Consider the following 22,838-nt stretch of genomic DNA (forward strand, 5'->3'; position numbering starts at 1 on the left):
TCTTCACACAGAATAGAACTCCAAGGCGAGTCCATGAGAAAAATGAATTCAGTGATGCAAAATTGCCCTTATTAAAAACATCATCCGGCCACTTTATGCTAAAATGACACTACAGAAAATATCTCTTCAGAGGTGGCCGGATGCTCTGCGCGTTTGGTGGCCAGTTTGAGCGCTATGCGCAGTCGAGTGCTCGATTCACTCAGAACCCACTACTCTCAAGCTCCGTTAACAACGAACTTTCAGTAAAAAAATTAATCTTTTATACTATTTCTTTCTATAGTGTGACATAAAATAGTGAAAAGAGTGTTTTAGAGCTTTATTTGTTAGCTCCACAAATTCTTTTACTTCTTTGAAATTTTCTTCAGCCTTATTTGAAAGAGTTTCAAATTTTGTGTGTGCATCTTTATAAAGAGTTTCCAGCTCTTTTGCACCTATGTCAAATTGTTTTTTAGCTTCTTCACTTAGATGTGAACTTGCCACTTTAAGTTCGGCTATCTCTTTTTGGAACCTAACTAACTGTTTTTTAGCTTCTTCAATCATTTCATCTCTTTTCATGACGTTGCACCTTTTTATTGAGTTGCCTTAATTATATAGCAACTCTCTTAAAAAAAGATATTTATGTTGCAATAACCATGCTTTGGATGTGCTATGTTGGATGCGGAAAGTTTGAAGCATACTGTGAGTGCAATCTCAAGCCTTTGGATGTTGATAGCAGAAGAAGCTCTTAGTAAAATATCAAACGAGAAAGGTGAAGAGTATACGCTTGATAATCATATCATAGCGAGCAGCAATGCTTTCGTGCATAGCGACTTGCTCTGTCATATCGGGTAAGCAGTTATAATTTTCGCAAATTACTTTTCAAAGTGCGGCACTATTCTGTAGCCGATTCCGTAAATACTCTCAATACAGTTAGCAGGCAGTTTTTTTCTCAATTTTGAGACAAGTTTTCTAACGTTAATAATGTCGAGATTTTCATTAATCGAGTTGTAGTAGTCTGTAATATCCTCGTTTGAGTATATTTTGCCTATGTTGTCACTTAGAAGCTGTAAAAATATTATCTCATATTTTGTCAAAGTAACCATCGCGCCGTGAACATGTAGTATATTTGTCTCTTTATTAAACGTAGCAGAGCTGTTTAGCTTTATAATGGCAGAGTTGTGATGAGCGCTGTTTTCGCTGTTTTGAAGTGTGACTTTTTTCGCTGCTCTTAGAAGCACTTTTAGCAGCTCTTGGTAATCGATAGGTTTTTTTATAAACTGCTCAATGCCAAGATTTACCAAGGGAAGCAGATATTTTGCCTCATCATAAGCAGATATAATGATTACGATTTGGTTTGGGTTAATGCCGTAGATAGTTTCAACCAGCCCAACTCCGTTAAGGCGTGGCATCTGAATGTCTGAGAGAATTATGTCATAGTATTTTGACTTTTTTGTGTAGTGCTCTTTATATTTTCTAATTGCCTCTTCGCCATTTTTGGCGCTGTCGACTTGATTGAAAAATGTTTTTAATATCTCTCTCGTATTATCTCGAATATCATCATGATCCTCTACAAAAAGAATAGATAATTTTTTCGTGTAAACCAATAACTCTTTAGAATTCAGCATATTACCACTCTTTAATATAATTTTTCCAAATGATTATATCCATTATTGATTCTATATTCAATAAAAAAAGATATTATTACAAGAAAAGAGTATGTATGAAACTTATAATTAACGGTGAAACAAAAGAGTTTAGTGAAAATATAACTTTAGAGAAGGTGCTTCAAGAGCTTGGTTTGGCAGGCAAGGTGATGGCAGCGGCTGTCAATATGGAGATAGTAAAACAGGATAAATGGGGTGAGAATATACTAAACGATATGGATAAGTTAGAGCTGCTTGATTTTGTCGGCGGAGGATGATTCAACCGCCACAACTGCTATTGCGTAATCCCCGTCATGTGTAATAGATAGGCTACAGTCTGAAATATTAAAATTTTTGAGCAGCCTCTGAGATAAGTTTAGTTTTGGAGCGCCGTAAGAAGTTTTATATATAGTTATATCATGGAATTTACACTCGGAGCCGATTCCAACCCCAAGAGCTTTAGAACAGGCCTCTTTTGCCGCCCAGAACCCTGATGCAGTTTTATAGTTTTTAACAAGAAGTATCTCATCGGAAGATAAAAATTTATGAAGTGCCCTCTCGCCAAAGCGTTCCATGAAGCGCTCCATGCGAGAAGTTTTAATTAGGTCTATGCCAATCATCTATTGTATGACAAATTCCGTAAAGTAGATGCCTTTTATGCTGCCGTCAGTTATCATGGAGTTTAGCGTATCAATAATTTGCTCTGAAACTTTTTGCTTCCCTTTTTTGGAAGATATCTCCTCTAGCGTTTTAGAGGTTAAAATTCTGATAATTCTATCCCTTATAACGGGAGATTTGTTATCAAGCTCTCTGCTTAACTCTTTACCGTTTAACTCTAACGAGATAGTAGCTTTTAGGTAACGTCGCCCAGCATCGCTTTTAAGATTTACGGTAAAAGTGTCAAGAGGATATAAAATACCTATTTCGCTTAGCTTTCTTGAGCCCATGTCATTCGAGTCCTCCCTAGATCTGCTAGATGAAGCTCTTTGTTCAATTTGAGTGCTGTTTTGCTGAACTGTGTTTGTCGCCTGCTCATCATCGCTCATTAAAAGCACGGCAACTACGGCAACCGCTATTATAATAAGTGCCATAACGGCAACTATGACTATAATCAACAGGTTTTTAGATTTTTTACCCTCATTTTGGGTATCTTCTTTGTTCTCTTTATCAGCAGGCATATTCCCTCCTTGGGTTTAGTTTTGTTAGTATATCGAAATTTATGCTATTTTATAAAACTAGAGCTCTCTAGTCGCAAATAGTAATGTTTAACGTTTTTATAATCTCTTCAAAAATTTTGCCTGCCATACGGTCTACATCGTCTTGGTATTCAATAACTACTACATCTTTTTTGTTTGATATTCTGCAAGTGTATGATTCTGGTTTTATAGGGTATTTTGAAGTTATTTTGTCTATTGTAGAGCAGACAAGCTCTGCCTCTTCTTTGCCTTCATATGATATAGAAATTTTTGAGAATTTTTCTTCACTTCTTACTTTTGCATCCATTACACTTATTCCTTTGATAATATTAAAATTCGCAAATTATACTATTAATAGTGTAAAGCGGGTTTAAATATTTGCAAAATCAGTACCATTCTAAAAGTTTTGTAACTTCATCAACAACAAATGTTTTTATATTTGTTTTCTCAAGCGGTTTTTTTGAGACTAGAGCCTTTGAAATGTCCTGCATGCTCGCTTCTCTTAATCTGATATCCATGGCATATACTTCTCTCACATCGCCAACTAGAGTGACCTCTCCTATAAAAACAGTTTTTTTTGAGATGGCACGATTGCGAAAACTGCTTATAATTGCGGCCAAAACTGCCAAATCCGCCGATGTTTCGGTTATTTTAATTCCACCTGTAATGTTTATAAAAACATCATATCCTGAGAGCGGAATTTCTAGTTTTCTCTCTAAAAGTGCAAGTAACATGTTGAGTCTATTTGTGTCAAAACCTGTCGCTTGCCGCTTTGAATTTGCGGTGTGTGACTCTGACACTAGTGCCTGAACTTCAAGAATTATAGGGCGAGAACCCTCCATGATAACGGTAAGTGCGGAGCCCGCCTGTTCCGAATCACGGTTGAAAAAGCGTGAACCTATATCAGTAGCGGATACGAGCCCGTCACTTCGCATCTCAAAAACTCCTATCTCGCTTGTAGGACCGAAACGGTTTTTAAAACCGCGAAGTATTCTTAGCTCCTGCGATGAGTCCCCCTCAAAATATAAAACCGTATCAACCATATGTTCCAAAACTCTAGGCCCTGCAATTGACCCCTCTTTTGTTATATGACCTATGATGAAGATAGCTATATTTTTATCTTTTGCTATTCGCATCAGCTCAAAAGTTATCTGCCTTACTTGCGTTACAGAACCGGGAGCGGAGGAGATGTTTTCCGAATAGAGAGTTTGAATGGAGTCAATAATTATAAAATCGTAATTCCTATGTTCAAGCTCAATCAAAACCTGCTCCAACCTTATTTCGCTAAGCAGATAGAGAGAGTTATGATTTGCGCTCAGTCTGTTTGCACGCAGTTTTATCTGTCCGCTCGACTCTTCTCCCGTTACATATAGAACATTTTGTCCGCTTGAAGCTATGTCTCCGCCTACTTTTAGCAACAGAGTCGATTTTCCAACACCGGGACTTCCGCCGATAAGCGTTAAAGACCCAGGAACAACGCCTCCGCCAAGCACCATATCTAGCTCTATGCTTCCTGAACTAAACCTAAATACTTCTTCTTCTTTTATATCATTTATGCTTTGAGCTTTAGAAGATGAAGAAGAAGCTGATTTGGTCTGTTTTGCAACTTCTTGTTGATGCTCATTAAGCTCTACAAACGAGTCCCAAGCTCCGCAGTTTGTGCATTTTCCCATCCATCTTGGTGTTGTGAGTCCACAGTGCTGACACTCAAAGAGAATCTTTTTTTTTGACATGTAGTTTGCCTTTTGTAGATGTTTGAAGAATTATACACTCACAGTTTTGAAGATGATAAAAATATGGCAAATTGCCATATTTGAATATTTATATACTAAAATTTTTCAATATAGCATAACGTTAGTTCTCTTCTATAAAAATAGCATCAAGCAATCCGTCAACGAATTCATACTTGTCAAATGGTGTTAAATTTTCCGGTTGTTCGCCGGTTCCTACATATAAAATCGGAAGCTCCAGCGCATAGGCGATGCTAAAGATGCTTCCGCCTTTTGCCGTTCCGTCAAGTTTTGTAATAATTATGCCGTCAATCCCTACCATTTCATTAAAGGCTTTTGCCTGAGCTATGGCGGAGTTTCCCTGTGTTCCATCAATGATAAGAAGAGTTCTGTGTGGCGCGCCGCTATGAGCTTTATCGCATATTCTGGCTATTTTTTTTAGCTCATTTGCGAGATTTGTCTGTGTGTGGAGTCGCCCAGCCGTGTCGATAATAACATGGTCAAATCCTCTTGATTTTGCCGAGTCTATGGTATCGTAAGCAACTGCAGAGCTGTCATGTCCCTGTTTTGAAGAGATTATGGGAATGTCAAGTTTTTTTGCCCAAAGAGTAAGCTGTTCGATAGCAGCTGCACGAAAAGTGTCTCCAGCGCCAAGAATAACCTTTTTGCCCTCACTTTTGTAACGGGCTGCAAGTTTTGAGATAGTAGTTGTTTTTCCAGCACCGTTTACACCGACAATAAGCTCTACGAACGGAGAAGTGAATTCAGGCTCTTTGTACGATGTGTAGGCAAGTGTTGCGAGCAGTTTTGAGCGTAAAATATCGCGTGTTACATTGCTTTGGTATATCTCATTTAAAATAATCTCTACAAGTGCATATTCAACGTCAGCTTCAAGTAGAATATCTTCAATTTCCTCTTTTGAAAAAGATATCTTTTTCTTTGGAACTACAGATTTTATAGCATTTGCGGTTTTATTGAGAGATTTTTTTATGAATCCAAACATCTATTTGCCTAAAGCATTTCTGATGTCACTCTCTATAAACTCCTCCTCCGTAGCGCCAACGTAGTAATTTATTAGTTTTGCGTCTTTATACATCGCCATTGTCGGAATAGGAAATCTATCGCCGAGTTCGAGCTCTTTTACAAGTGCGGTTATAAGAGAGCGGTTTTGCGCGGAATTTACAAGAGTATATTTTGCGCCGTAAGTTTGAGCAAACTCTTGGAGTTTCGCATCTTCAATACCATCTTCAATTGTTATACCGATGATAATAAGATTATCTTTGTACTTTTCCATAAGTGAGCCAAGATGCGGAGCTGCAGCGCGACATGGAGGACACCATGTTGCAAAAATATCAAATATTACTATCTTCCCCTCAGCACCATCAAGTACAAAACCTTGAGACTCTTTTTTTACAACATACTCTTTTTTGTCAAGTGAAGTTAGCACATACTGATTTACAGATATCATATCGTTTACATCTGATTTTTTACTCTCAGAGCATCCTGTAAATAGAACTCCAGATAGCATGGATAGGAGAAAAACATATTTTTTAAACATTTGCTTACCTTAATTTTAGTAGAATGAGCGAAATTATAGCCACAAAGATTTTATATGCCTCTTACAAAAGCAATTTTTAGACAAAATTGTCTAGATAAAATAAAAAACAGCCCAAAACATAACCGCATATATAAAAATGCAAAGATAAATAAAGAGCTGATAAAAGAGCTTAAAAAATTTAAAAATTTAAAAATACTTTTTTATACATCCCTGCCTTTTGAGGCAAACACCGCAAAATCTATAAATATTTTGAGAAAAAAATATAAAATTTTTGTTCCGTTTATGGAAGGCGAAAGTTTTAAGATGGTACCATTTAGATTACCGCTCAAGAAAAGAAAATTTGGTATTTATGAAGCGGGAAACAGTTTAAGAAAAATTAAAAAAATAGATGTAGCCATAGTGCCCGTTGTCGGCGTAGATGGAAACTTACAAAGAGTTGGTTTTGGAAAAGGGATGTATGATCGTTTCTTTGCAAAGTTAAAAAAGAGACCGTACACGATTTTTATACAATCAGAATATTGTTACACCAAAGAGCTCATTTGTGATGATTATGACATTACTTGTGATTTGATAATTACGCCCCATGTTAGAGTGCAAAATAAAAATATGGTTATAAACAGGAAATAAAATGTTAAACGAGATACTAATAGGGGGCTCAATTGCCTCTATTAGTGGGCTTGTTGGATTTTTCATCTCTAAAAAAATAACTAATGCTAATTTTGATATATATGTCGAAAAAGCTAAGGCTCAAGCCGGTGCCATTGAAAATGAAGCACAGTTGCTTTTATATAAAGCCAATATTAAATCTCAGGAGATAGAGCTAGAAGCTACAAAGTTGTATGAAAATGCAAAAGAGAGAGCTAAAGCGGATCTTTCTCGAAGAGAAGAAGATATTGTAAGAAAAGAGCAGAGTTTCAAACGATATAAACAAAATGAAGAGCGAAGACTTCAGGATGAAGTAGCTACTCTAAAAGCAAGACAAGTTGACTTGAAAAGAAATGAAAAATCTCTAGGCTCGCTGAAAAAGAGATATGAAGAGAAGATAGATGAAGCGCTGAATGCAATTGAGCATTGCGCTGGAATGACTAAAGACGAGGCAAAGGCTGTTTTACTTGAGAAAGTAGAAGAGAAGTCGCGTGCAGATATAGCGCATGTAGTGAGACGTTATGAAAATGAGGCAAAAGTAGAAGCTAAGAAAAAGGCAAACTATATTTTGGCTCAGGCAACAAGCCGCTTTGCCGGAGAATTTGCAGCGGAGCGACTTACAAATCTTGTTTATCTCTCAGATGATGAGCTAAAAGGGCGAATAATAGGAAAAGAGGGTAGAAATATAAAAACCCTTGAAACACTTCTTGGTGTGGATATCGTAATAGATGACACTCCAAATGCTATTTTGGTAAGCAGTTTTAATCTTTATCGTCGCGCTATTGCTACCAAAACTCTTGAGCTATTGATAAAAGACGGGCGTATCCAGCCTGCTCGAATTGAAGAGATTTACGGCAAAGTTTGTGATGAATTTGAGGCGGAGACGCTCTCGGAGGGTGAAGAGATTGTTATGAATCTAGATATAGGTGTTATGCATCCTGAACTTATAAAGCTCATAGGCAAACTTCGCTATCGTGCAAGTTATGGTCAAAATGCTCTAGCACACACTCTTGAGGTTGCACATTTGGCAGGAATTATGACTGCCGAGATGGGCGGAGATATCAGGCTTGCAAAGAGAGCAGGGCTACTGCATGACATCGGCAAGGCACTTACCCATGAACACGAGGGAAGCCATGTAGACTTGGGTGTTGCTATTTGTAACCGTTACAATGAACACAGTGTGGTTATTAATGCTATCTATGCTCATCACGGTCATGAAGAGATTAACTCAATAGAGTGCGGAGCGGTTTGTGCCGCTGATGCGCTCTCGGCTGCAAGACCTGGAGCTAGACGTGAGGTGCTTGAGAGCTTCTTAAAGAGAGTTACTGCAATAGAAGAGATAGCTTCTGAACATACTGGTGTAAAGCAGGCCTATGCGATTAATGCAGGTCGAGAGGTTAGGGTAATCGTAAACGCTTCTCTTGTGAATGATGACGAATCTATTTTGATGGCTAAAGAGATAGCTAAAGAGATTGAGGAGAAAGTTCAATATCCTGGCGAGATAAAAGTAAACGTAATCCGCGAGAGCAGAGCGGTTGAATTTGCCAAGTAATAAAACTCGTGCCGCCAAGCTTTAAAAAATAGGCGGACACTTGCAGAACACAAAAAAAGTCTATTAGTACAAATCCTCTATATCATTAATCTCTGAATCATCATACGGGTCCATATGCATAAGCATATGTACTTTTTTATCTGCAAACAGCCTCTTTATTTTCTCTTCTAATTTGTCAGATACAAGATGTGCATCATAAAGTGATATGCTGACGTTAAAGACGATATGAACTGAGACAAATATGTGCGATCCCGACTCTCTTGTTCTTAAATGATGGTAAGTTGTTACCGTCTTCTCACTCTCTATAACATCCTTAATCTTTTGTATATCGTCTTCTTTAAGTGCCGCATCAAGAAGCATAAGTATTCCCTCTTTAATGATTGGCATAGCCGAGTAGATCATATATATCCCGATACCTACGCCAAGAATTGGGTCAAAAAGCTGCTCACCGGTCATAGCAACAAGTCCAAGTGCTAGCAGAACTGCGCCATTTGAGAAGATGTCTGTTTTATAGTGAAGAGCGTCTGCTTTTATGACCATATTGCCCGTTTTTTTGGCAACTCTGTTTAGAAACATGACAAGAAAGAGCGTGATTATTATAGAAACTAGCATCACTGCAATGCTCACACTTACAAACTCCATCTCCCTAGGATGTGCTATTTTAACAAGTGCTTCATAGAGGATGAAAACGGCAGAGAGCGATATTACAGTCCCCTCAATAACAGCTGCCAGCGGCTCTATTTTGCTTCGTCCGTAGTTAAAGTTGTCATCTGGGTCTTTTTCGGCATTGTGAAGAGCAAAGTAGTTAAAGAGGGATACGGTTAAATCCAAAAGAGAGTCTATGGCTGATGCCAAGACGGCTATCGAACCGCTTAGTATTCCGACAGTCATCTTCATAATAACAAGCAGCGACGCAACAGATGTCGAGACAACAGTTGCTTTTTTTTCCAATCTCATCTTTGGTCCTATCGGTTTTAGGGTACAATTATAATAGAATAAATATATTATAGTGATTAAAATGAATATAAAAGAGTTAAGACAAGAGCGTTTAAGGTGGATGGGGTGGAAAAACATAGCTCCACTAAGAGAGGCTTTGAAGAGTTTAGAAGAGGGTTCGTGGGATGTTGAGCTGGATGATGCGGTTACAGTCAAAGGCAAAGCCCCAGCAAACATAGAAGAGACGGCGAGACTTATGATGCCGTGGAGAAAAGGTCCGTTTAAGCTTTTTGACACATATATAGACTCCGAATGGAGAAGTAACGTAAAATATAACCTTTTGCGAAAATATTTTAATTTAAAAGATAAAAGAGTTGCCGATATAGGGTGCAACAATGGATACTATCTTTTTAGGATGCTTAAGGACAAGCCAAAGTCGCTTGTCGGTTTTGACCCATCCCCTCTTTTTAAAACGCAATTTGATTTTATAAACCATTTTGTAAAAAGCGATATTGTTTATGAACTTTTAGGCGTTGAACATCTGGAGTTTTACGAAGAGAAGTTTGACACTATCTTTTGTCTTGGTGTTTTGTATCACAGAAGTGACCCTGTCGGAATGTTGAAATCTCTCTATAAGGGCTTAGACAAAGAGGGAGAAGTCTTTCTTGACACCTTTTATATAGAGGGTGATGATGAGATGTGTCTCTATCCAGAGTCCACCTACTCAAAGATACCAAATATCTACTTTGTGCCTACTGTAAAGGCTCTAAGAAATTGGTGTTTAAGGGCTGGATTTAGCAGTTTTGAGGTTTTGGAGAGTTCTAAAACAGAGAGTAGCGAGCAGAGAAAAACTTCATGGATAGAGGGCGAGTCGCTGGAGAATTTTTTAGATGAAAATGACAGCAGCAGAACAGTTGAGGGGTATCCGGCACCTGCTCGGGTTTATGTAAAATTGATTAAGGGAAAAAGATGAGCGATCAAAAAGAAGAGATATTAGATGATGATGAAGAGCTTGAGATTAACGAGTATAGAGGTAAGGACGACGTTTTATTAAAAACTCACGAAAATATAAATCAGGAGCTTTGTGGAGAGCTGGAAAAACTTGAGCAGGGGTTTGTAAAGTTAAAGCTTGTTACCGTCTCTGAAATGATAGTTGATTCAACAGGTCTTATTCACGGCGGTTTTATTTTTAGTGCGGCTGATTTTGCCGCGATGGCTGCGGTTAATGAGAAAAATGTCGTTTTAGTGGCAAGTGAGTGTCAATTTCTCTCTCCTGTAAAATTTGGGGATATAGTCTATTTTACGGCCAAAGTCCGCCATAAAGAGGGTAGAAAAAGAAATGTACATGTAATAGGAAATGTTCTGGACATAAAGGTTTTTGAAGGGGAGTTTAAAACAGTCGTAACAGAGAGACATGTTTTAAAACTTAAACTAAGCGGCGAAGAGGATGACGAAGAGTAGCAAACTGATTATAGGTTTGCTATCCAGTAGTCGCTGTACTGCTGCTCCTGTTTTATGGTAGTTGTCCCGCCGTGCCCTGGATATATAGTTTTATCGTAGGTTAGTTTTTTGAATTTTTCAAGAGACTCCCTCATCTCTTGCGGTGAAGAGTATGGAAAATCAGTACGTCCGATAGAGCGTTCAAATATAAAATCTCCGCTAAACATAGCATCTTCTATCTCTATTGTAGAACATCCAGGAGTGTGTCCAGGAAAATGGCTGAACTTAACTTTTAGGCCGTTAAAATCAAACTCCTGATTCGGTTCCACCTCTATATCAGGTTTTGAGGGTGGCAGATCTGGACTCCAGCTGCTTCCTTTAAGAAGCATAACATCCTCTTTTGGAGTATAAAGAGGAATCTTTAGCTTCTCTTGCAGCTCGGCATTGCTCCAGACATGGTCAAAATGTCCGTGTGTATTTAGTATAGCGACCGGATTTTTAACATTTTGGATAACCCATGCAGTAGCACCTATGCCCGGGTCTATAATAAAATCCATCTCATTAACACTCACGATATAGCAGTTTGTCTGATACTCACCCATAGCTCTTGTTTTTATTTTCATACTTAAAACTTCTCTTTTTTGAGAAAATTGTAGCCTAGTAATATAAATAGATGCAAATAGCATCGTTTCGCGCATCGTTACAAATCTTTGATATAATATTATTTATTAAAGTTCATTAAAGGTTAAAGATGAAAAAGTATGAGCAGATATCTGAGTATCTGCAACATTTTTTAAGTGATGAAGTTCGAAAAACAGGTATACAAAATGTTGTTTTAGGACTTAGCGGCGGGATAGATTCGGCCGTAGTTGCTCTGCTTGCCCAAAGGGTCTTTAAGGGTAATTTGCTGTGCGTGAAGATGCCATCGCAATACTCTTCACAAAGTTCGCTTGATGATGCTGATGAGTTATGCCGTGACTTTAATATCAATGCCATAACTGTCTCCATTGAGCCAATGCTTAGAGCTTATGAGGAGTTAAATCCTGATATGGACAACTTAAGATGCGGCAACCTCTCCGCACGTCTTAGAATGAGTACTATTTTTGATATTTCGGCAAAACAGAGAGCTTTGGTTTTGGGAACAAGCAATAAGAGCGAGCTTATGCTTGGTTATGGAACCCTTTTTGGCGACCTCTCAAGCGCAATAAACCCGATAGGCGATCTGTATAAGAGTGAAGTTTACGAGTTGGCAGAGTATCTTGGTGTAACAAAAAGCATTATAAATAAAGCTCCATCTGCCGATTTATGGAGCGGACAGAGTGATGAAGCCGATTTGGGCTATACGTACGCAGAGCTTGACAAAGCTCTAAAGCTCTATGTTGAAGACAGATTGAGCAAAGAAGAAATTGTTGAGATGGGATGCGACAAAGATTTGATTGAGATGATAATTGAGAGAATATTTCGCAATCAGTTTAAGAGAAAGATGCCTCTTATCGCTAAATTGACATCTAGAACGATAAACCACGATTTTAACTATCCAAGAGATATTAGACTATAAGGATGAAGCAATGAAAGTTGAATTTTGTAAATATGAGAGTAGCAGAGATGCACATTCAAATGTTAGTGACGTTTTAGACGGCGAAAATAGTGATCAAGTGAAAGAGCTTGAGAAAGAGTTTATCTCATATATAGGATCAAAGTACGCGCTTGCTACTTCACATGGGACTTCTGCGCTTCATTTGGCAATGCTGGCACTTGATTTAAAACGCGGCGACAAAGTTGTCTGTTCCGTAAATGCGCACCCTAAAGTTCCTGAGGTTGTCCGCCATTTTGATGCGGAGCCTGTTTTTATAGATATTGATTCCCAAACTTATAATATAAATCTTGACAAGCTGGAGACATATCTAGAAGACAACAAAGCCAAGAAACTGAAAGCAGTTATAGTTACTCACGTAGCAGGTCAATGCGTTGATTTGAGCAGATTGTACAATATGGCAAAGATATATGACGTAAAAATCGTAGAGGACGCAAGCGAAGCTCTGGGTGCGACATATCAAGGCAAAAAAATAGGTTCTACTGGAGCAGATATAACATGTTTTAACTTCTCGTCTCACCTAAAAAAAGATGTTTGCAACGGCGGTATGCTTGTTTCAAACAGCGAAGAGATAATAGAGCGTGCAAAACTTTTAAATTCGCACGGAATGACAAGAGATAAAGATTCGCTAGATTATGTTTATGACGTTATCGATATCGGATTTGACTACTCGATGAGCCAGTTGGATGCCGCATATATAAGAGCAAAAATTAAGGAGCAGGATAAAAACCTAAAGAGAGTTAAAGAGATAGCAGAGATGTACAACAAGGCTCTTGATGGTGTTGCTCACATCGCTATACCAAGGCCAAATAGCGATGAGCATCCATACTCTCTCTATATAATAAAAGTGGATAAAAATAGAGACTCTTTTGCGCTTGAACTTAAAAAACACGGCATTGAAGTCGGTCTGCACTATATACCGCTTCATTTTTTATCATACTATAAAAACAAATATGCACTAAAAGTAAATAATTTTCCAGTCGCACTTACGACGTATCAGCAGGTTATGTCTCTTCCGATATATTCTAGTATGCAGGATAAAGAGGTTCAGTTCGTTATAGACAAAATTAAATTAGTTGCTTCAACAAGAGTTTAGTTCTATGTTAGATTATCTGCCGCTTTATGCGGCTAGCTTTAGTGGCAAAGCGGTTTATCCTCCTTGGTCGAGGGCTAGTGTAGCATTAACGGACTTGTTCGTAGATGCGTAAAATAGTCGTTTTTTGGGTTGAAAAGTACTTTTACAACCCAAGCCTAGTACAAAAAGCACTCTCCTTTTTACTCCTGCCGCTTAGCTGGATTTACTGTTTTTGCATGTACCTAAGATTTAAGAGCCTCAAGAGCAGAGATTTCGGCATAGACATAATCAGTATAGGAAATTTAAGTGTCGGCGGAAGCGGCAAAACGCCTCTGGTGACTGCACTTGCTTCAAGATACAAAGACGTTGGGATAATTCTTCGCGGATATGGGCGTAAAAGCAGCGGAGTAGTAGTGGTGAGCAGCGGCGGCAAAATTTTATGCGGTGTAGATGCAAGCGGCGATGAGGCCATGATTTATGCATATAAACTCCCGAACGCAAAAGTAATAGTCGGTGAAAATAGGGTAGATGCTATTTTAAAAGCCAAAGAAATGGGTGCAAAAATTCTATTTTTAGATGATGCATACTCAAAACACGATATAAAAAAACTGGATATTCTTATAGATGTGCAAAGCAAAAACACATCTTGTTTGCCGTCAGGACCCTTTAGAGAGAGGTTGTGGAGCGCAAAAGAGGCTGTTATCGTAAAAGAGGGAGTTGATTTTAAAAGAGTGGTTGAACTTAAAAATAAAAGTGATAAAATGTCACTCGTAACTGCCATAGCCAGACCGCAGAGGCTGAGTGCATACCTGCCCGAGGTTGTGAGTAAAAACTATTTCGAAGACCACCACTCGTTTGTCAGAAATGAGGTTTTGGATATTCTTCAAAGAGACGGCTCAAGCTCAATTTTGGTGACATACAAAGATTTTGTAAAGCTTGAAGAGTTTAATCTGCCGCTCTCATTACTGGATTTACATGTAGAAGTTGATGAAAATATTTTTAAAATAGTAGATGATTATATAGGGAATAAAAATGCAAAAAAAGATTGAAACAGTTCAGACGCTTCTTGAAGCGCTGCCTTTTATAAAAGAGTTTAGAGGCAAGACTATTGTTATAAAATATGGCGGTTCGGCTCAGGAGTCTCTGCAGCTAAAAGAGAAGTTTGCAGAGGATGTTTTGCTCATGTATCTGGTTGGTATCAAACCTGTTATCGTTCACGGAGGCGGCAGACAGATAAATGAGATGCTTGATGCGCTTAAAATTGATATTAAGTTTATCGACGGTCAGCGTGTGACTTCAAAAGAAGTTATGCGAATTGTTGAGATGGTTCTAAGCGGAGAGATAAACAAAGAGATAGTTTCTCTATTAAACTCTCACGGGGCAAAAGCGATAGGAATCAGCGGAAAAGATGCCCATTTTATATCTGCAAAAGCAAAAGATTTCGCAAAATGGGGACTTACTGGAAATATCACTGATGTAAAAGCCGAGGTAATAGAGAATCTTATAACTGAGAAATTTATCCCCGTAATCGCTCCAATTGCTGCTGGTGGCGAGATGGGGCACCCTGGATTCAACATCAATGCCGATTTGTGCGCTTCATACGTTGCAAAGGCTATTGGGGCTAGCAAGATTATATTTTTGACCGATACGGCAGGGGTTTTAAACAAAGACAAAGAGCTTTTGAGCACACTTACAAAAGATGAAATAGAGGTTCTAAAGGCTGACGGTACGATTCACGGCGGAATGGTGCCAAAAGTCGATGCTTGCCTTGAAGCGGTTGAGGGCGGTGTCCAAAAAGCGCATATAATTGACGGAAGAATAGAACACTCCATGCTTTTGGAGTTGTTTACATCTGCCGGAGTCGGCACGCAGATAGTTTTGTAAAAACTCTCTCTTAGCTTTTTCTAGCCATTTTATAAAAAAGTTTCAGGGTTGATATCTCTTGGGGTATCGGCTCACTGTAGAGAATATTTTGAGTAAGTATTTTTGCAAGATATGGACCAAAAACAAACCCTCTTGAGCCTAACGCATTTATAACATGTAGGTTTACAAAATAGTCCAGACTCTCAGGCGGAATTTTTGTGCCGTTTTTGATGGATGGGTGCTTTTTTAGAGTGCTCGTATAATCTACTGCTTGACCTATAACGGGAAAGTAGCTTTTTATGGTCGCTCTGGCTCCCTTGTAAATCTTTACTACTTTCAAATCATCAAGTTTCATAAGTTCGTCCGCCTGAGATAAAAGAGTCTTTATCTGCTCATCTTCACTGTTTACATAAAAAGAACATTTATCGCAGGTTGTCAAACACTCTATTTTCTCATTTTCGTGTCTCTCGTGCGTTGCGCCGATGGAGATAGTTCCGTCTTGTTTGTTTGTGGAGATTGAGATAGATTTGTGGACGTTAAAAGGAACTTTTGTAGTTGTTTTGACATCGATTCTAAGTCCGAAAATAGGAGCTATTTTCATATATGGAATCTCTACTAACGAAGTGCCAACACCTTGAGACAGAATGACATTTTTGGCTCTTATATTTTCTAACATGTACAAACCGTTTTCAAAAATCAGCTTCTCTACATCTATTTTGTAAAAGTCACACCCCTCTATCAGTTTATTGCAGATTTGTATCGGTTCTATAACCGCCGCATTTTCATAAAAATAACCCTCAATATCTCTGAAGTTTTTTGAGATACTATGGAGTTTTTCGCTCTCAAAATAGTCATATTTTATACTGTTTTGTGAGAGTTTGTCTTCATCAAAATTACTGTTTGCAACTCTGAGGACACCTCTTTTATCTACCGCTTGCGGGAGCAGTTTTTCATAAATAGGCAAAGAGAAATTAAGAGCGTCGTTGACAAGAGAGTTGTATGGATTTTTCTGCCCAGGAAGAGGTGACAAGAAAGCTCCGGCGGCTCCGCTTGCACCTCCGGCAATGCCTTCTCTGTCAATAATGGCTACGCTTTTGCCCTCTTTGTTTAAAAAGTAAGCTGCTGAACAGCCGGCACTTCCGGCTCCGATAATTAAAAAGTCATATGTTTTCATTTTCGTATTATAGAAAAATATGACTTAATGTCAGGTGTTAAGCAATTGTTACAATAGTGATGTTATAATCGCCATAATATAATAAACAGGATGTTGAATGTACGGACTTTTTGAAGACGAAGATGATATATTTATGGGATCTCCTAAGAGCAAATTGATGGATGTTATTTTTAATGCCAATAATGATGTTGTGAGGCACGAGTTGCAAAAATTTATTGACAGAACTGCGGCAATCGAGCTTATGATGGCAGATAAATTTAGCCAAGATATGGATAAAGAGATTCAAAGCTATATGCACACAAACGGCGATGAAGTTGAGAATCATTCGAAAAGCTTATATATCGAGTTAATGGGTGCGATTTTATCACAAAGTGAATAATTGAGAAGTTTTTTACGCCTAACTGCTATTTTCACACTTGGTTTTAGTTTCATATTTGCCAGTGATTATAGAGAAATCGAAGAAATTGTGCTAAAAAAAGATGAGCAAAAGAAAATTCTTGTAAAATACGCTGATAAAGAAAAACTTTTTAATTTCAGATGGACTCTTTATAAGAACGGCGGACTTGTTCTCTTTAGGTCATACGATAGAATTGTTGCTCAACATCTACTCTATTTGAGACATGAAAATCAGAGTTTTAGAGTTGAGCTTATGCCAAAAGGCGCCAATTATAATAACTCGGCTTATTTGCTTGTTAAATTCAAAGAGTTTAAACAAGATAGCAAAGAGGCGGTGTTTGATATTTTTCTCTTTGATAGCAAAGGTCAAGTGTTGTTAGAAGATTTTAAAAAATAGATAAAGTGAGCACATGCAAAGAGTAGAGAGCGAAATAGCAAGAGTAATAAAAGAGATAAACTACGATGAAGTAAGCCGTCTTTTTGGGACACTTTCTGGCGGAAAAAGGCTTCGCGCAAAGTTGATTTTAAAGATTGCGCCTGCTAACGAAAATGCGCCTATGCTCGCTGCAATAGTAGAACTTATACATGCGGCAAGCCTGCTTCACGACGATGTGATAGATGAAGCGACTCTAAGACGCGGAGTTGCCTCGGTGAATGCAACGGACGGCAGCAAAACAGCAGTGATGCTTGGCGATATTCTCTACTCAAAAGCCTTTACTGAACTTGTCGCGTTTGAGAAAGATGTGGCAAAAATAGTTGCATCTTCAGTAACCGCTCTTAGCAAGGGCGAGATGATGGATGTGAAGATGGCAGGCGAGTTTAACACGGACGAAGAGAAGTATCTTGACATGCTGTATCTAAAAACCGCAACTTTAATTGAGGCTGCCGCTGAAGCCTCAGCTATTTTGGCTGGAAAAGATGCCCCGTCTCATGCGCTATATGGAAGAAATCTCGGGCTATCTTTTCAAATAATAGACGATATTTTGGATATCACGAGCAATGCAGCGACGCTCGGAAAACCAGCGATGAACGATTTTGTAGAGGGAAAATGTACGCTGCCCTATATCTATCTTTACAGAGCTTTGGATGATAGCGACAAGCAGAGGCTGCTTCTGCTTCATGCAAAAGTTTTGAGCGAAGAAGAGAGTTTCTGGATTAGAGAAAAGATGAAAGAGCACAAAACAATCGAGAAATCTTTTGAATTGGCAAGCAGACTCTCAAATGAGGCTATGAGCGCGGTGAGGGAAGATACGGAGCTCGTAGGTATTTTACAAACTATGATAAAAAGAAGTTACTAATGCACTATTTAAACATAAGTTTTTCACATAAAAATTCGACTATGGAAGTCAGAGAAAAGCTCTCTTACAAGGATGATGACTCAAAAAGAGGGTGTCTTACAAAGTTAAATTCTAGTCCTACAATCAATGAGTCGATTCTGATATCTACATGTAACCGTATGGAAGTCTTTTGCAGCTGTAGCGATGTGGCTGCTGCAACACAGCATATTTTTGATATGCTGACCGCAAGGTCTGGAATCTCGATAGACGAGTTAGAGGGAAGAGCAAATATATACGACGACAGCAGTGCTATTCACCATATTTTTTCCGTTGCCTCATCGCTTGATTCGATGGTAGTAGGCGAGACACAGATTGCAGGACAGCTGAAAGACGCTTTTAGATTTTCGTACGACAAAGGCTATTGCGGTCAAAAATTGGCTCGCGCTATGCATCATGCTTTTAAGTGTGCTGCAAAAGTCAGAAATGCTACGGATATATCTTCAAAACCCGTCTCAATAGCAAGCGTAGCAGTTTCAAAACTTAAATCTGTTCTTGATAGTGTTGAAGGCAAAAAAGCTTTGGTTATCGGCGTTGGAGAGATGTCTGAGATAACTGTAAAACATCTTCTTTCAAGCGCTGCAGACGTCTATATAATGAACAGAACAAAAGCCAAAGCCCAAAAGCTGGCGCAGGAGTGCGGCGCTAAGGTTTTAGATATGAGTGAGCTTCCAGAAGCGGTAAACGAATTTGAGATTCTCTTTACTGCGACGTCGGCTTCTGAGCCTATAATTACCGACGAGATTATCAAAACTTGCGATTTTGACAGATACTGGTTTGATATGGCAATGCCTCGCGACATAAGCTATCACAAGGGTGAGCGAATAAGCCTCTATGTTATTGATGATTTAAAAAATATAGTAGATGAAAATATCAGTATGCGTGAAGACGGTGCAAGAAAAGCTCACGGTATTGTAGGGCGAAGCACGGTAGAGTTCTTCGAGTGGCTAAATACGCTAAATATCGAGCCTATAATTAAAGAGATATATGAAAAAGCTTTTGATGCGGCAACCATTGAGTGCAGCAGAGTTATTAAAAAGGGCTATGTTCCAAAAGAGTATGAGGCTCAAATCCGCAAGATGAGCGAGCAGGTTATGAAGAGATTCCTGCATAAAATGACATCAAAAATGCGCAGCGTATCGGAGGAATCAAAAGCGGATATGGTGACAAGCGCTTTACAGTTTTTAATACAAAAAGACAAGAGTGACATGCCTGACAAGTATAGGTGTGAGCATGCCTTAAACATTATAGAAGGAAGATAATTGAGAAGAAGCAGATCGTTTATACCTACAGCAAAAGAGGCGCCATCTGATGCAACTTTGCCGTCGCATAAATTTTTAATAAGGGGCGGTTTTATCAATCAACATGGTGCCGGACTTTACAATTTTATGCCACTTGGAAAGATAGTGCTTGAAAAAATCAGAGCTATCGTAAAAGAGGAGCTTGACAATGCCGGCTGCTTGGAAGTTCAGCTTAGTTTTGTAACTCCTATCGGTTTATGGGAGAGAAGCGGTCGCTGTGAAACAATGGGAAAAGAGATGCTTCGCATAAAAGACAGACACGAAAACGAGTTTGTGCTTAGTCCCACAAATGAAGAGGCTATGGTTGAGCTGGTAAAAAACAGAGTAACTAGCTATAAAGATTTGCCTCTAAACTTGTACCAGATTAATACCAAGTTCCGTGATGAAGCAAGACCAAGATACGGGCTTATGCGCGGAAGAGAATTTTTAATGAAAGACGGTTACTCTTTTCACTCATCACAAGAAGATATGATAAGAGAATTTGACTTGATGCAAGTGACATATAAAAAGATTTTCACAAGACTAGGGCTTGACTTTAGAGTAGTTGCGGCGGATAGCGGAGCAATAGGCGGAGAAGGAAGCAAGGAGTTTCACGTATTGGCAAACAGCGGTGAAGATACTCTTGTCGTATGTGAGGCATGCGATTACGGCGCAAATATCGAGACTATATTTGAGAGCGAAGAGGAGATTGATACGCTTAGAGCAAAATCTTATGATGAACTTCAAGAGCTAAGTATTGAAAAACGCTGCTCATGTGGAGCCGAGTTACATTTTAAAAAAGGGATTGAAGTAGGACATATTTTTCAATTGGGCACAAAATATTCCGCTGCGCTAGAAGCACATTTCAGCGATGAAAACGGCAGAACTAAACCTTTTGAGATGGCAACATTCGGCATAGGTGTGAGCAGGCTTGTAGCAGCTGTTATTGAGCAAAATCATGATGAAAACGGTTGTATCTGGACAAAAGCGACTGCGCCTTATTTGGTAAATATTATGATTTCAAATATTAAAGACGCCGCTCAGGTCAGCCTTGGTGAAGAGCTATATGCAAAACTCAAAGATTCAAATGTAGATGTTATGCTTGATGACTCCAAAGAGAGATTTGGATTTAAGATGAAAGATGCGGAGCTTATCGGTTTCCCGTACACGATTGTCATAGGTAAAGAGCTTGAAAGCGGACTGGTGCAGATATTTAACAGAAGAGCAAAAGAGAGTCTCTCCGTTAAAGCTGATGAGATTTACTCAAAAATAATGGAACTTTTGTAATATGATTTATTTTCTTATATATCTCTTTTTTGAGGTTCTTATTTCCGTCAATATATCATCGGCAATCGGGGGGCTAGCAACTTTTTTTGAGATAATTTTAAGCGCTTTTTTTGGAATAGCGATACTTGTTAATTTCAAATCAACACTTAGGGAAAATTTTACGGCGGTCTCTTACAGCTGCATAGATTTAAAACAGTTCCAGAGTCTAAACCTCTTTACGATTTTTGGAGCGATACTGCTTATTGCTCCTGGATTTTTAACCGATATAATAGGTGTTTTGTTACAATTTAGCGTATTTACCACTATGCTTGTTAATCGTTATAATGTAAAATCAAACAGATGTAAAGAAGATTACGAAAACAACAATAGAGAAAAGGATATTAATGTCATCGATGTTGAAATTATTAGCGACAACACTCACGCTAAGTAGCCTCTTGTGGGCAGATTCTTCAACTCTAGAGGTTGAGAAGTTTTTAAAAGACACCTATAGCGCCAACCCGAATATAAAATCGATAAACGTTAAGGTTACAAACGTAACAGAAGTTAAGGGATTTGAGGATTGGAGTGCATATTATGTCGAGCTTGATGCGATGCTTAAAAAAGAGAAGCGCCAAGTTGTTCAGAAGATGGTCTGGTTTTCAGACGGTAAGATTATCTCAAAAGAGCTTTTTGATTTGCAGAGCGGTCAAAATTTGAACGAGTTTGTCTCAGTGCCTTTTAAAGATGAGTTTTATAAAAAAGAGAATCTAATCTACGGAAATGCAAACGCAAAATATAAAGTTGCTATTTTTTCAGACCCGCTCTGCCCGTTTTGCAGAACCTTTGTCCCAGAGGCGATAGAGTACATGAAAAAAGAGCCAAACAAGTTTGCAATCTACTATTTTCACTTTCCGCTAGATTCGCTACATCCTGCTGCCGTAGAGCTGGTTAAGGCCGCTATAGCGCTTGAGTTAAAGGGTAGAAAAGATGTTCTTCTTGACCTTTACAAGGTAAAAGTGGATCCTAAAGAGAAGTCGAACGAGAAGATATTGGCAGAGTTTAACAAAGTTATGAAATCAGATATCAAGATGTTTGAACTTATGTCAAAAGAGGTTGTAGCACACTTAAAAAGTGACTTGGCTATAGCGGATGCGCTCATGGTTAACGGAACTCCTACAATTTTCTTTGACGGGCATATAGATAAAACAAAAAATAAGTATAAAGAGGCAAAATAGATGAAAAAATTGGTAATAGCAACAAGGGGGTCGCAGCTTGCACTTTGGCAGTCAAACCATATTAAAGCAGTTCTTGAAGAACAAAATCCAGGTCTTGAGGTTGAGCTTAACATTATCATAACAACTGGAGACAGGATTCAAGATAAGGCTCTCTCAAAAATCGGCGGTAAAGGCCTATTTTTAAAAGAGCTTGAAGAGGCAATGTTAAAGGGCGAGGCGCAGATAGCCGTCCACTCGCTCAAAGACGTTCCGACTGTTATGCCAGAGGGTCTGCTGTTAGCTGCAATTACCGAGAGAGAAGATTGCAGAGATGCGCTTTTATCTGAAAAATATGCAAACATAGATACTCTTCCAAAGGGTGCGGTAGTAGGAACTTCATCGCTTCGCCGCCGTATGCAGATAGAAAAGATACGTCCTGATTTGATTATAAAAGATTTAAGAGGAAATGTTGATACAAGGATAAGAAAACTCAAAAATGGCGAGTTTGATGCGATTATATTAGCAGCAGCGGGCATCAACAGACTCTCTCTCTTGGATGCGGTAAAACATGTATATCCGATATCTCTTGATGAGATGGTTCCATCTATGGGACAGGGTGCGCTTGGCATAGAGGCTGTAAATGATGCAGAAGTTTTAAAAATAGTAGCATGTCTTGAGGATGAATACAGCAGAATAGAGACTACAATCGAGAGATGTTTTGTTGATGAATTGGAGGGCGGATGTCAGGTTCCAATAGGTGTGAATGCATCTGTTTTAGAAGATGGAAATATAAGTATTAGAGCAATTTTAGGGCTTCCTGATGGAACAGAGATTCTAAGTGACTCTAAACTAACATCCAAAAGAGATTATCAAAATATCGGCAGAGAGATGGCTGCTGAATTTATTTCAAAAGGTGCCAAAGAGTTGCTATTACGCGCTGAAGCGATGATGGAAAATAAATAA

Annotated in this window: 29 protein-coding genes; 18 read left to right on the forward strand and 11 right to left on the reverse strand. The window is 38.7% G+C overall.

The window, feature by feature from the left end; translation table 11 throughout:
* Positions 1-264 precede the first annotated feature (264 nt).
* The gene (locus K0A91_RS06425) at positions 265-555 is read right to left on the reverse strand and encodes a hypothetical protein (protein WP_295009142.1); all 291 of its coding nucleotides are present in this window, start codon (positions 553-555) and stop codon (positions 265-267) included.
* A 93-nt stretch (positions 556-648) separates the two neighbouring features.
* Between K0A91_RS06425 and K0A91_RS06430 the strand changes: the two genes are divergently transcribed.
* A complete protein-coding gene (locus K0A91_RS06430; RefSeq protein ID WP_295009144.1) occupies positions 649-831 on the forward strand; it encodes a hypothetical protein in 183 nt (60 codons plus the stop codon).
* 20 nt (positions 832-851) lie between these two features.
* Here the strand turns inward: K0A91_RS06430 and K0A91_RS06435 are convergent, their stop codons facing one another.
* Positions 852-1,604 carry a response regulator transcription factor gene (locus K0A91_RS06435; protein WP_295009146.1) on the reverse strand — a complete coding sequence of 251 codons (753 nt, stop codon included), beginning with the start codon at positions 1,602-1,604 and terminating at the stop codon, positions 852-854.
* 95 nt (positions 1,605-1,699) lie between these two features.
* Between K0A91_RS06435 and thiS the strand changes: the two genes are divergently transcribed.
* Complete coding sequence (gene thiS / locus K0A91_RS06440; RefSeq protein ID WP_295009148.1) at positions 1,700-1,900, forward strand: sulfur carrier protein ThiS; 201 nt, start codon at positions 1,700-1,702, stop codon at positions 1,898-1,900.
* Here the strand turns inward: thiS and acpS are convergent.
* The 6 genes from acpS to K0A91_RS06470 all read right to left on the reverse strand — a co-directional run bounded on the left by acpS (position 1,868) and on the right by K0A91_RS06470 (position 6,106).
* Positions 1,868-2,242: a holo-ACP synthase gene (gene acpS, locus K0A91_RS06445; protein WP_295009150.1), complete on the reverse strand. Its 375-nt coding sequence runs from the start codon at positions 2,240-2,242 to the stop codon at positions 1,868-1,870. The two genes, thiS and acpS, sit on opposite strands and share 33 nt — an antisense overlap.
* Complete coding sequence (fliL, locus tag K0A91_RS06450; RefSeq protein ID WP_295009152.1) at positions 2,243-2,800, reverse strand: flagellar basal body-associated protein FliL; 558 nt, start codon at positions 2,798-2,800, stop codon at positions 2,243-2,245.
* A gap of 67 nt (positions 2,801-2,867) precedes the next feature.
* Complete coding sequence (locus K0A91_RS06455; protein ID WP_295009154.1) at positions 2,868-3,125, reverse strand: hypothetical protein; 258 nt, start codon at positions 3,123-3,125, stop codon at positions 2,868-2,870.
* A 79-nt stretch (positions 3,126-3,204) separates the two neighbouring features.
* Positions 3,205-4,551 carry a DNA repair protein RadA gene (gene radA / locus K0A91_RS06460; protein WP_295009156.1) on the reverse strand — a complete coding sequence of 449 codons (1,347 nt, stop codon included), beginning with the start codon at positions 4,549-4,551 and terminating at the stop codon, positions 3,205-3,207.
* Between the two features lie 121 nt (positions 4,552-4,672).
* The gene (gene ftsY, locus K0A91_RS06465) at positions 4,673-5,551 is read right to left on the reverse strand and encodes a signal recognition particle-docking protein FtsY (protein ID WP_295009158.1); all 879 of its coding nucleotides are present in this window, start codon (positions 5,549-5,551) and stop codon (positions 4,673-4,675) included.
* Complete coding sequence (locus K0A91_RS06470; protein ID WP_295009160.1) at positions 5,552-6,106, reverse strand: TlpA disulfide reductase family protein; 555 nt, start codon at positions 6,104-6,106, stop codon at positions 5,552-5,554.
* Positions 6,107-6,160: 54 nt separating this feature from the next.
* Here K0A91_RS06470 and K0A91_RS06475 point away from each other — a divergent pair, with 54 nt between their 5' ends.
* Together K0A91_RS06475 and rny are read left to right on the forward strand one after the other, a co-directional pair.
* Entirely contained in the window at positions 6,161-6,733 is a 573-nt protein-coding gene (locus K0A91_RS06475; RefSeq protein WP_295009162.1) for a 5-formyltetrahydrofolate cyclo-ligase, read from the forward strand.
* Between the two features lies 1 nt (position 6,734).
* Positions 6,735-8,303 carry a ribonuclease Y gene (rny, locus tag K0A91_RS06480; RefSeq protein WP_295009164.1) on the forward strand — a complete coding sequence of 523 codons (1,569 nt, stop codon included), beginning with the start codon at positions 6,735-6,737 and terminating at the stop codon, positions 8,301-8,303.
* Between the two features lie 63 nt (positions 8,304-8,366).
* On the opposite strand, the gene K0A91_RS06485 is transcribed toward rny, so the two are convergent.
* The gene (locus tag K0A91_RS06485) at positions 8,367-9,260 is read right to left on the reverse strand and encodes a cation diffusion facilitator family transporter (protein WP_295009165.1); all 894 of its coding nucleotides are present in this window, start codon (positions 9,258-9,260) and stop codon (positions 8,367-8,369) included.
* A 61-nt stretch (positions 9,261-9,321) separates the two neighbouring features.
* On the opposite strand from K0A91_RS06485, the gene cmoB reads away from it, so the two are divergent.
* Together cmoB and K0A91_RS06495 are read left to right on the forward strand one after the other, a co-directional pair.
* Positions 9,322-10,212 (forward strand): tRNA 5-methoxyuridine(34)/uridine 5-oxyacetic acid(34) synthase CmoB, encoded by an 891-nt coding sequence (cmoB, locus tag K0A91_RS06490; RefSeq protein WP_295009166.1) that lies wholly within the window; start codon positions 9,322-9,324, stop codon positions 10,210-10,212.
* Positions 10,209-10,700 carry a hotdog domain-containing protein gene (locus K0A91_RS06495; RefSeq protein WP_295009168.1) on the forward strand — a complete coding sequence of 164 codons (492 nt, stop codon included), beginning with the start codon at positions 10,209-10,211 and terminating at the stop codon, positions 10,698-10,700. The genes cmoB and K0A91_RS06495 overlap by 4 nt, the downstream gene beginning before the upstream one ends.
* An 8-nt stretch (positions 10,701-10,708) precedes the next feature.
* On the opposite strand, the gene K0A91_RS06500 is transcribed toward K0A91_RS06495, so the two are convergent.
* Positions 10,709-11,302, reverse strand: coding sequence for an MBL fold metallo-hydrolase (locus K0A91_RS06500; RefSeq protein WP_295009170.1), 594 nt, complete (start codon positions 11,300-11,302; stop codon positions 10,709-10,711).
* Positions 11,303-11,430: 128 nt separating this feature from the next.
* Between K0A91_RS06500 and K0A91_RS06505 the strand changes: the two genes are divergently transcribed.
* The 4 genes from K0A91_RS06505 to argB all read left to right on the forward strand — a co-directional run bounded on the left by K0A91_RS06505 (position 11,431) and on the right by argB (position 15,232).
* A complete protein-coding gene (locus K0A91_RS06505) occupies positions 11,431-12,237 on the forward strand; it encodes an NAD+ synthase (RefSeq protein ID WP_295009172.1) in 807 nt (268 codons plus the stop codon).
* Positions 12,238-12,247: 10 nt separating this feature from the next.
* Entirely contained in the window at positions 12,248-13,369 is a 1,122-nt protein-coding gene (locus tag K0A91_RS06510; RefSeq protein ID WP_295009174.1) for a DegT/DnrJ/EryC1/StrS family aminotransferase, read from the forward strand.
* 104 nt (positions 13,370-13,473) lie between these two features.
* Complete coding sequence (locus K0A91_RS06515) at positions 13,474-14,397, forward strand: tetraacyldisaccharide 4'-kinase (RefSeq protein WP_295009176.1); 924 nt, start codon at positions 13,474-13,476, stop codon at positions 14,395-14,397.
* A complete protein-coding gene (gene argB, locus K0A91_RS06520) occupies positions 14,381-15,232 on the forward strand; it encodes an acetylglutamate kinase (RefSeq protein ID WP_295009178.1) in 852 nt (283 codons plus the stop codon). Before K0A91_RS06515 ends, argB begins: the two co-directional genes overlap by 17 nt.
* Before the next feature lie 10 nt (positions 15,233-15,242).
* On the opposite strand, the gene K0A91_RS06525 is transcribed toward argB, so the two are convergent.
* Positions 15,243-16,385: an FAD-binding oxidoreductase gene (locus K0A91_RS06525; RefSeq protein WP_295009180.1), complete on the reverse strand. Its 1,143-nt coding sequence runs from the start codon at positions 16,383-16,385 to the stop codon at positions 15,243-15,245.
* 97 nt (positions 16,386-16,482) lie between these two features.
* Here K0A91_RS06525 and K0A91_RS06530 point away from each other — a divergent pair, with 97 nt between their 5' ends.
* The 8 genes from K0A91_RS06530 to hemC are packed head-to-tail and all read left to right on the forward strand — an operon-like array spanning position 16,483 to position 22,838.
* Positions 16,483-16,764 carry a DUF2018 family protein gene (locus K0A91_RS06530; protein WP_295009182.1) on the forward strand — a complete coding sequence of 94 codons (282 nt, stop codon included), beginning with the start codon at positions 16,483-16,485 and terminating at the stop codon, positions 16,762-16,764.
* A complete protein-coding gene (locus tag K0A91_RS06535; protein ID WP_295009184.1) occupies positions 16,765-17,178 on the forward strand; it encodes a hypothetical protein in 414 nt (137 codons plus the stop codon).
* 13 nt (positions 17,179-17,191) lie between these two features.
* Entirely contained in the window at positions 17,192-18,079 is an 888-nt protein-coding gene (locus K0A91_RS06540) for a polyprenyl synthetase family protein (protein ID WP_295009186.1), read from the forward strand.
* Entirely contained in the window at positions 18,079-19,377 is a 1,299-nt protein-coding gene (gene hemA / locus K0A91_RS06545; RefSeq protein ID WP_295009188.1) for a glutamyl-tRNA reductase, read from the forward strand. The genes K0A91_RS06540 and hemA overlap by 1 nt, the downstream gene beginning before the upstream one ends.
* Positions 19,378-20,682, forward strand: a complete 1,305-nt coding sequence (proS, locus tag K0A91_RS06550; RefSeq protein WP_295009190.1) for a proline--tRNA ligase — start codon at positions 19,378-19,380, stop codon at positions 20,680-20,682. It abuts the gene before it with no gap.
* 1 nt (position 20,683) lies between these two features.
* On the forward strand, positions 20,684-21,112 hold the full coding sequence (locus K0A91_RS06555) for an FxsA family protein (RefSeq protein WP_295009192.1): 429 nt from the start codon (positions 20,684-20,686) through the stop codon (positions 21,110-21,112).
* Positions 21,075-21,896 carry a thioredoxin domain-containing protein gene (locus K0A91_RS06560; RefSeq protein WP_295009194.1) on the forward strand — a complete coding sequence of 274 codons (822 nt, stop codon included), beginning with the start codon at positions 21,075-21,077 and terminating at the stop codon, positions 21,894-21,896. Before K0A91_RS06555 ends, K0A91_RS06560 begins: the two co-directional genes overlap by 38 nt.
* Positions 21,897-22,838: a hydroxymethylbilane synthase gene (hemC, locus tag K0A91_RS06565; RefSeq protein ID WP_295009196.1), complete on the forward strand. Its 942-nt coding sequence runs from the start codon at positions 21,897-21,899 to the stop codon at positions 22,836-22,838. It abuts the gene before it with no gap.

Source organism: Sulfurimonas sp. (genome assembly GCF_019429335.1).
Taxonomy (GTDB): domain Bacteria; phylum Campylobacterota; class Campylobacteria; order Campylobacterales; family Sulfurimonadaceae; genus Sulfurimonas.

What these genes read in the sequence shown, in the direction of transcription:
- rny (WP_295009164.1), top strand. Translation starts at nt 6,735, where the DNA reads ATGTTAAACGAGATACTAATAGGGGGCTCAATTGCCTCTATTAGTGGG.
- ftsY (WP_295009158.1), bottom strand. Translation starts at nt 5,551, where the DNA reads ATGTTTGGATTCATAAAAAAATCTCTCAATAAAACCGCAAATGCTATA.
- K0A91_RS06435 (WP_295009146.1), bottom strand. Translation starts at nt 1,604, where the DNA reads ATGCTGAATTCTAAAGAGTTATTGGTTTACACGAAAAAATTATCTATT.
- K0A91_RS06505 (WP_295009172.1), top strand. Translation starts at nt 11,431, where the DNA reads ATGAAAAAGTATGAGCAGATATCTGAGTATCTGCAACATTTTTTAAGT.
- hemA (WP_295009188.1), top strand. Translation starts at nt 18,079, where the DNA reads ATGCACTATTTAAACATAAGTTTTTCACATAAAAATTCGACTATGGAA.
- hemC (WP_295009196.1), top strand. Translation starts at nt 21,897, where the DNA reads ATGAAAAAATTGGTAATAGCAACAAGGGGGTCGCAGCTTGCACTTTGG.
- argB (WP_295009178.1), top strand. Translation starts at nt 14,381, where the DNA reads ATGCAAAAAAAGATTGAAACAGTTCAGACGCTTCTTGAAGCGCTGCCT.
- K0A91_RS06500 (WP_295009170.1), bottom strand. Translation starts at nt 11,302, where the DNA reads ATGAAAATAAAAACAAGAGCTATGGGTGAGTATCAGACAAACTGCTAT.
- K0A91_RS06515 (WP_295009176.1), top strand. Translation starts at nt 13,474, where the DNA reads ATGCGTAAAATAGTCGTTTTTTGGGTTGAAAAGTACTTTTACAACCCA.
- K0A91_RS06455 (WP_295009154.1), bottom strand. Translation starts at nt 3,125, where the DNA reads ATGGATGCAAAAGTAAGAAGTGAAGAAAAATTCTCAAAAATTTCTATA.
- radA (WP_295009156.1), bottom strand. Translation starts at nt 4,551, where the DNA reads ATGTCAAAAAAAAAGATTCTCTTTGAGTGTCAGCACTGTGGACTCACA.
- K0A91_RS06530 (WP_295009182.1), top strand. Translation starts at nt 16,483, where the DNA reads ATGTACGGACTTTTTGAAGACGAAGATGATATATTTATGGGATCTCCT.
- K0A91_RS06495 (WP_295009168.1), top strand. Translation starts at nt 10,209, where the DNA reads ATGAGCGATCAAAAAGAAGAGATATTAGATGATGATGAAGAGCTTGAG.
- K0A91_RS06430 (WP_295009144.1), top strand. Translation starts at nt 649, where the DNA reads ATGTTGGATGCGGAAAGTTTGAAGCATACTGTGAGTGCAATCTCAAGC.
- thiS (WP_295009148.1), top strand. Translation starts at nt 1,700, where the DNA reads ATGAAACTTATAATTAACGGTGAAACAAAAGAGTTTAGTGAAAATATA.
- K0A91_RS06485 (WP_295009165.1), bottom strand. Translation starts at nt 9,260, where the DNA reads ATGAGATTGGAAAAAAAAGCAACTGTTGTCTCGACATCTGTTGCGTCG.
- fliL (WP_295009152.1), bottom strand. Translation starts at nt 2,800, where the DNA reads ATGCCTGCTGATAAAGAGAACAAAGAAGATACCCAAAATGAGGGTAAA.
- K0A91_RS06475 (WP_295009162.1), top strand. Translation starts at nt 6,161, where the DNA reads ATGCCTCTTACAAAAGCAATTTTTAGACAAAATTGTCTAGATAAAATA.
- acpS (WP_295009150.1), bottom strand. Translation starts at nt 2,242, where the DNA reads ATGATTGGCATAGACCTAATTAAAACTTCTCGCATGGAGCGCTTCATG.
- K0A91_RS06510 (WP_295009174.1), top strand. Translation starts at nt 12,248, where the DNA reads ATGAAAGTTGAATTTTGTAAATATGAGAGTAGCAGAGATGCACATTCA.
- K0A91_RS06425 (WP_295009142.1), bottom strand. Translation starts at nt 555, where the DNA reads ATGAAAAGAGATGAAATGATTGAAGAAGCTAAAAAACAGTTAGTTAGG.
- K0A91_RS06540 (WP_295009186.1), top strand. Translation starts at nt 17,192, where the DNA reads ATGCAAAGAGTAGAGAGCGAAATAGCAAGAGTAATAAAAGAGATAAAC.
- K0A91_RS06555 (WP_295009192.1), top strand. Translation starts at nt 20,684, where the DNA reads ATGATTTATTTTCTTATATATCTCTTTTTTGAGGTTCTTATTTCCGTC.
- K0A91_RS06560 (WP_295009194.1), top strand. Translation starts at nt 21,075, where the DNA reads ATGTTGAAATTATTAGCGACAACACTCACGCTAAGTAGCCTCTTGTGG.
- cmoB (WP_295009166.1), top strand. Translation starts at nt 9,322, where the DNA reads ATGAATATAAAAGAGTTAAGACAAGAGCGTTTAAGGTGGATGGGGTGG.
- K0A91_RS06525 (WP_295009180.1), bottom strand. Translation starts at nt 16,385, where the DNA reads ATGAAAACATATGACTTTTTAATTATCGGAGCCGGAAGTGCCGGCTGT.
- K0A91_RS06470 (WP_295009160.1), bottom strand. Translation starts at nt 6,106, where the DNA reads ATGTTTAAAAAATATGTTTTTCTCCTATCCATGCTATCTGGAGTTCTA.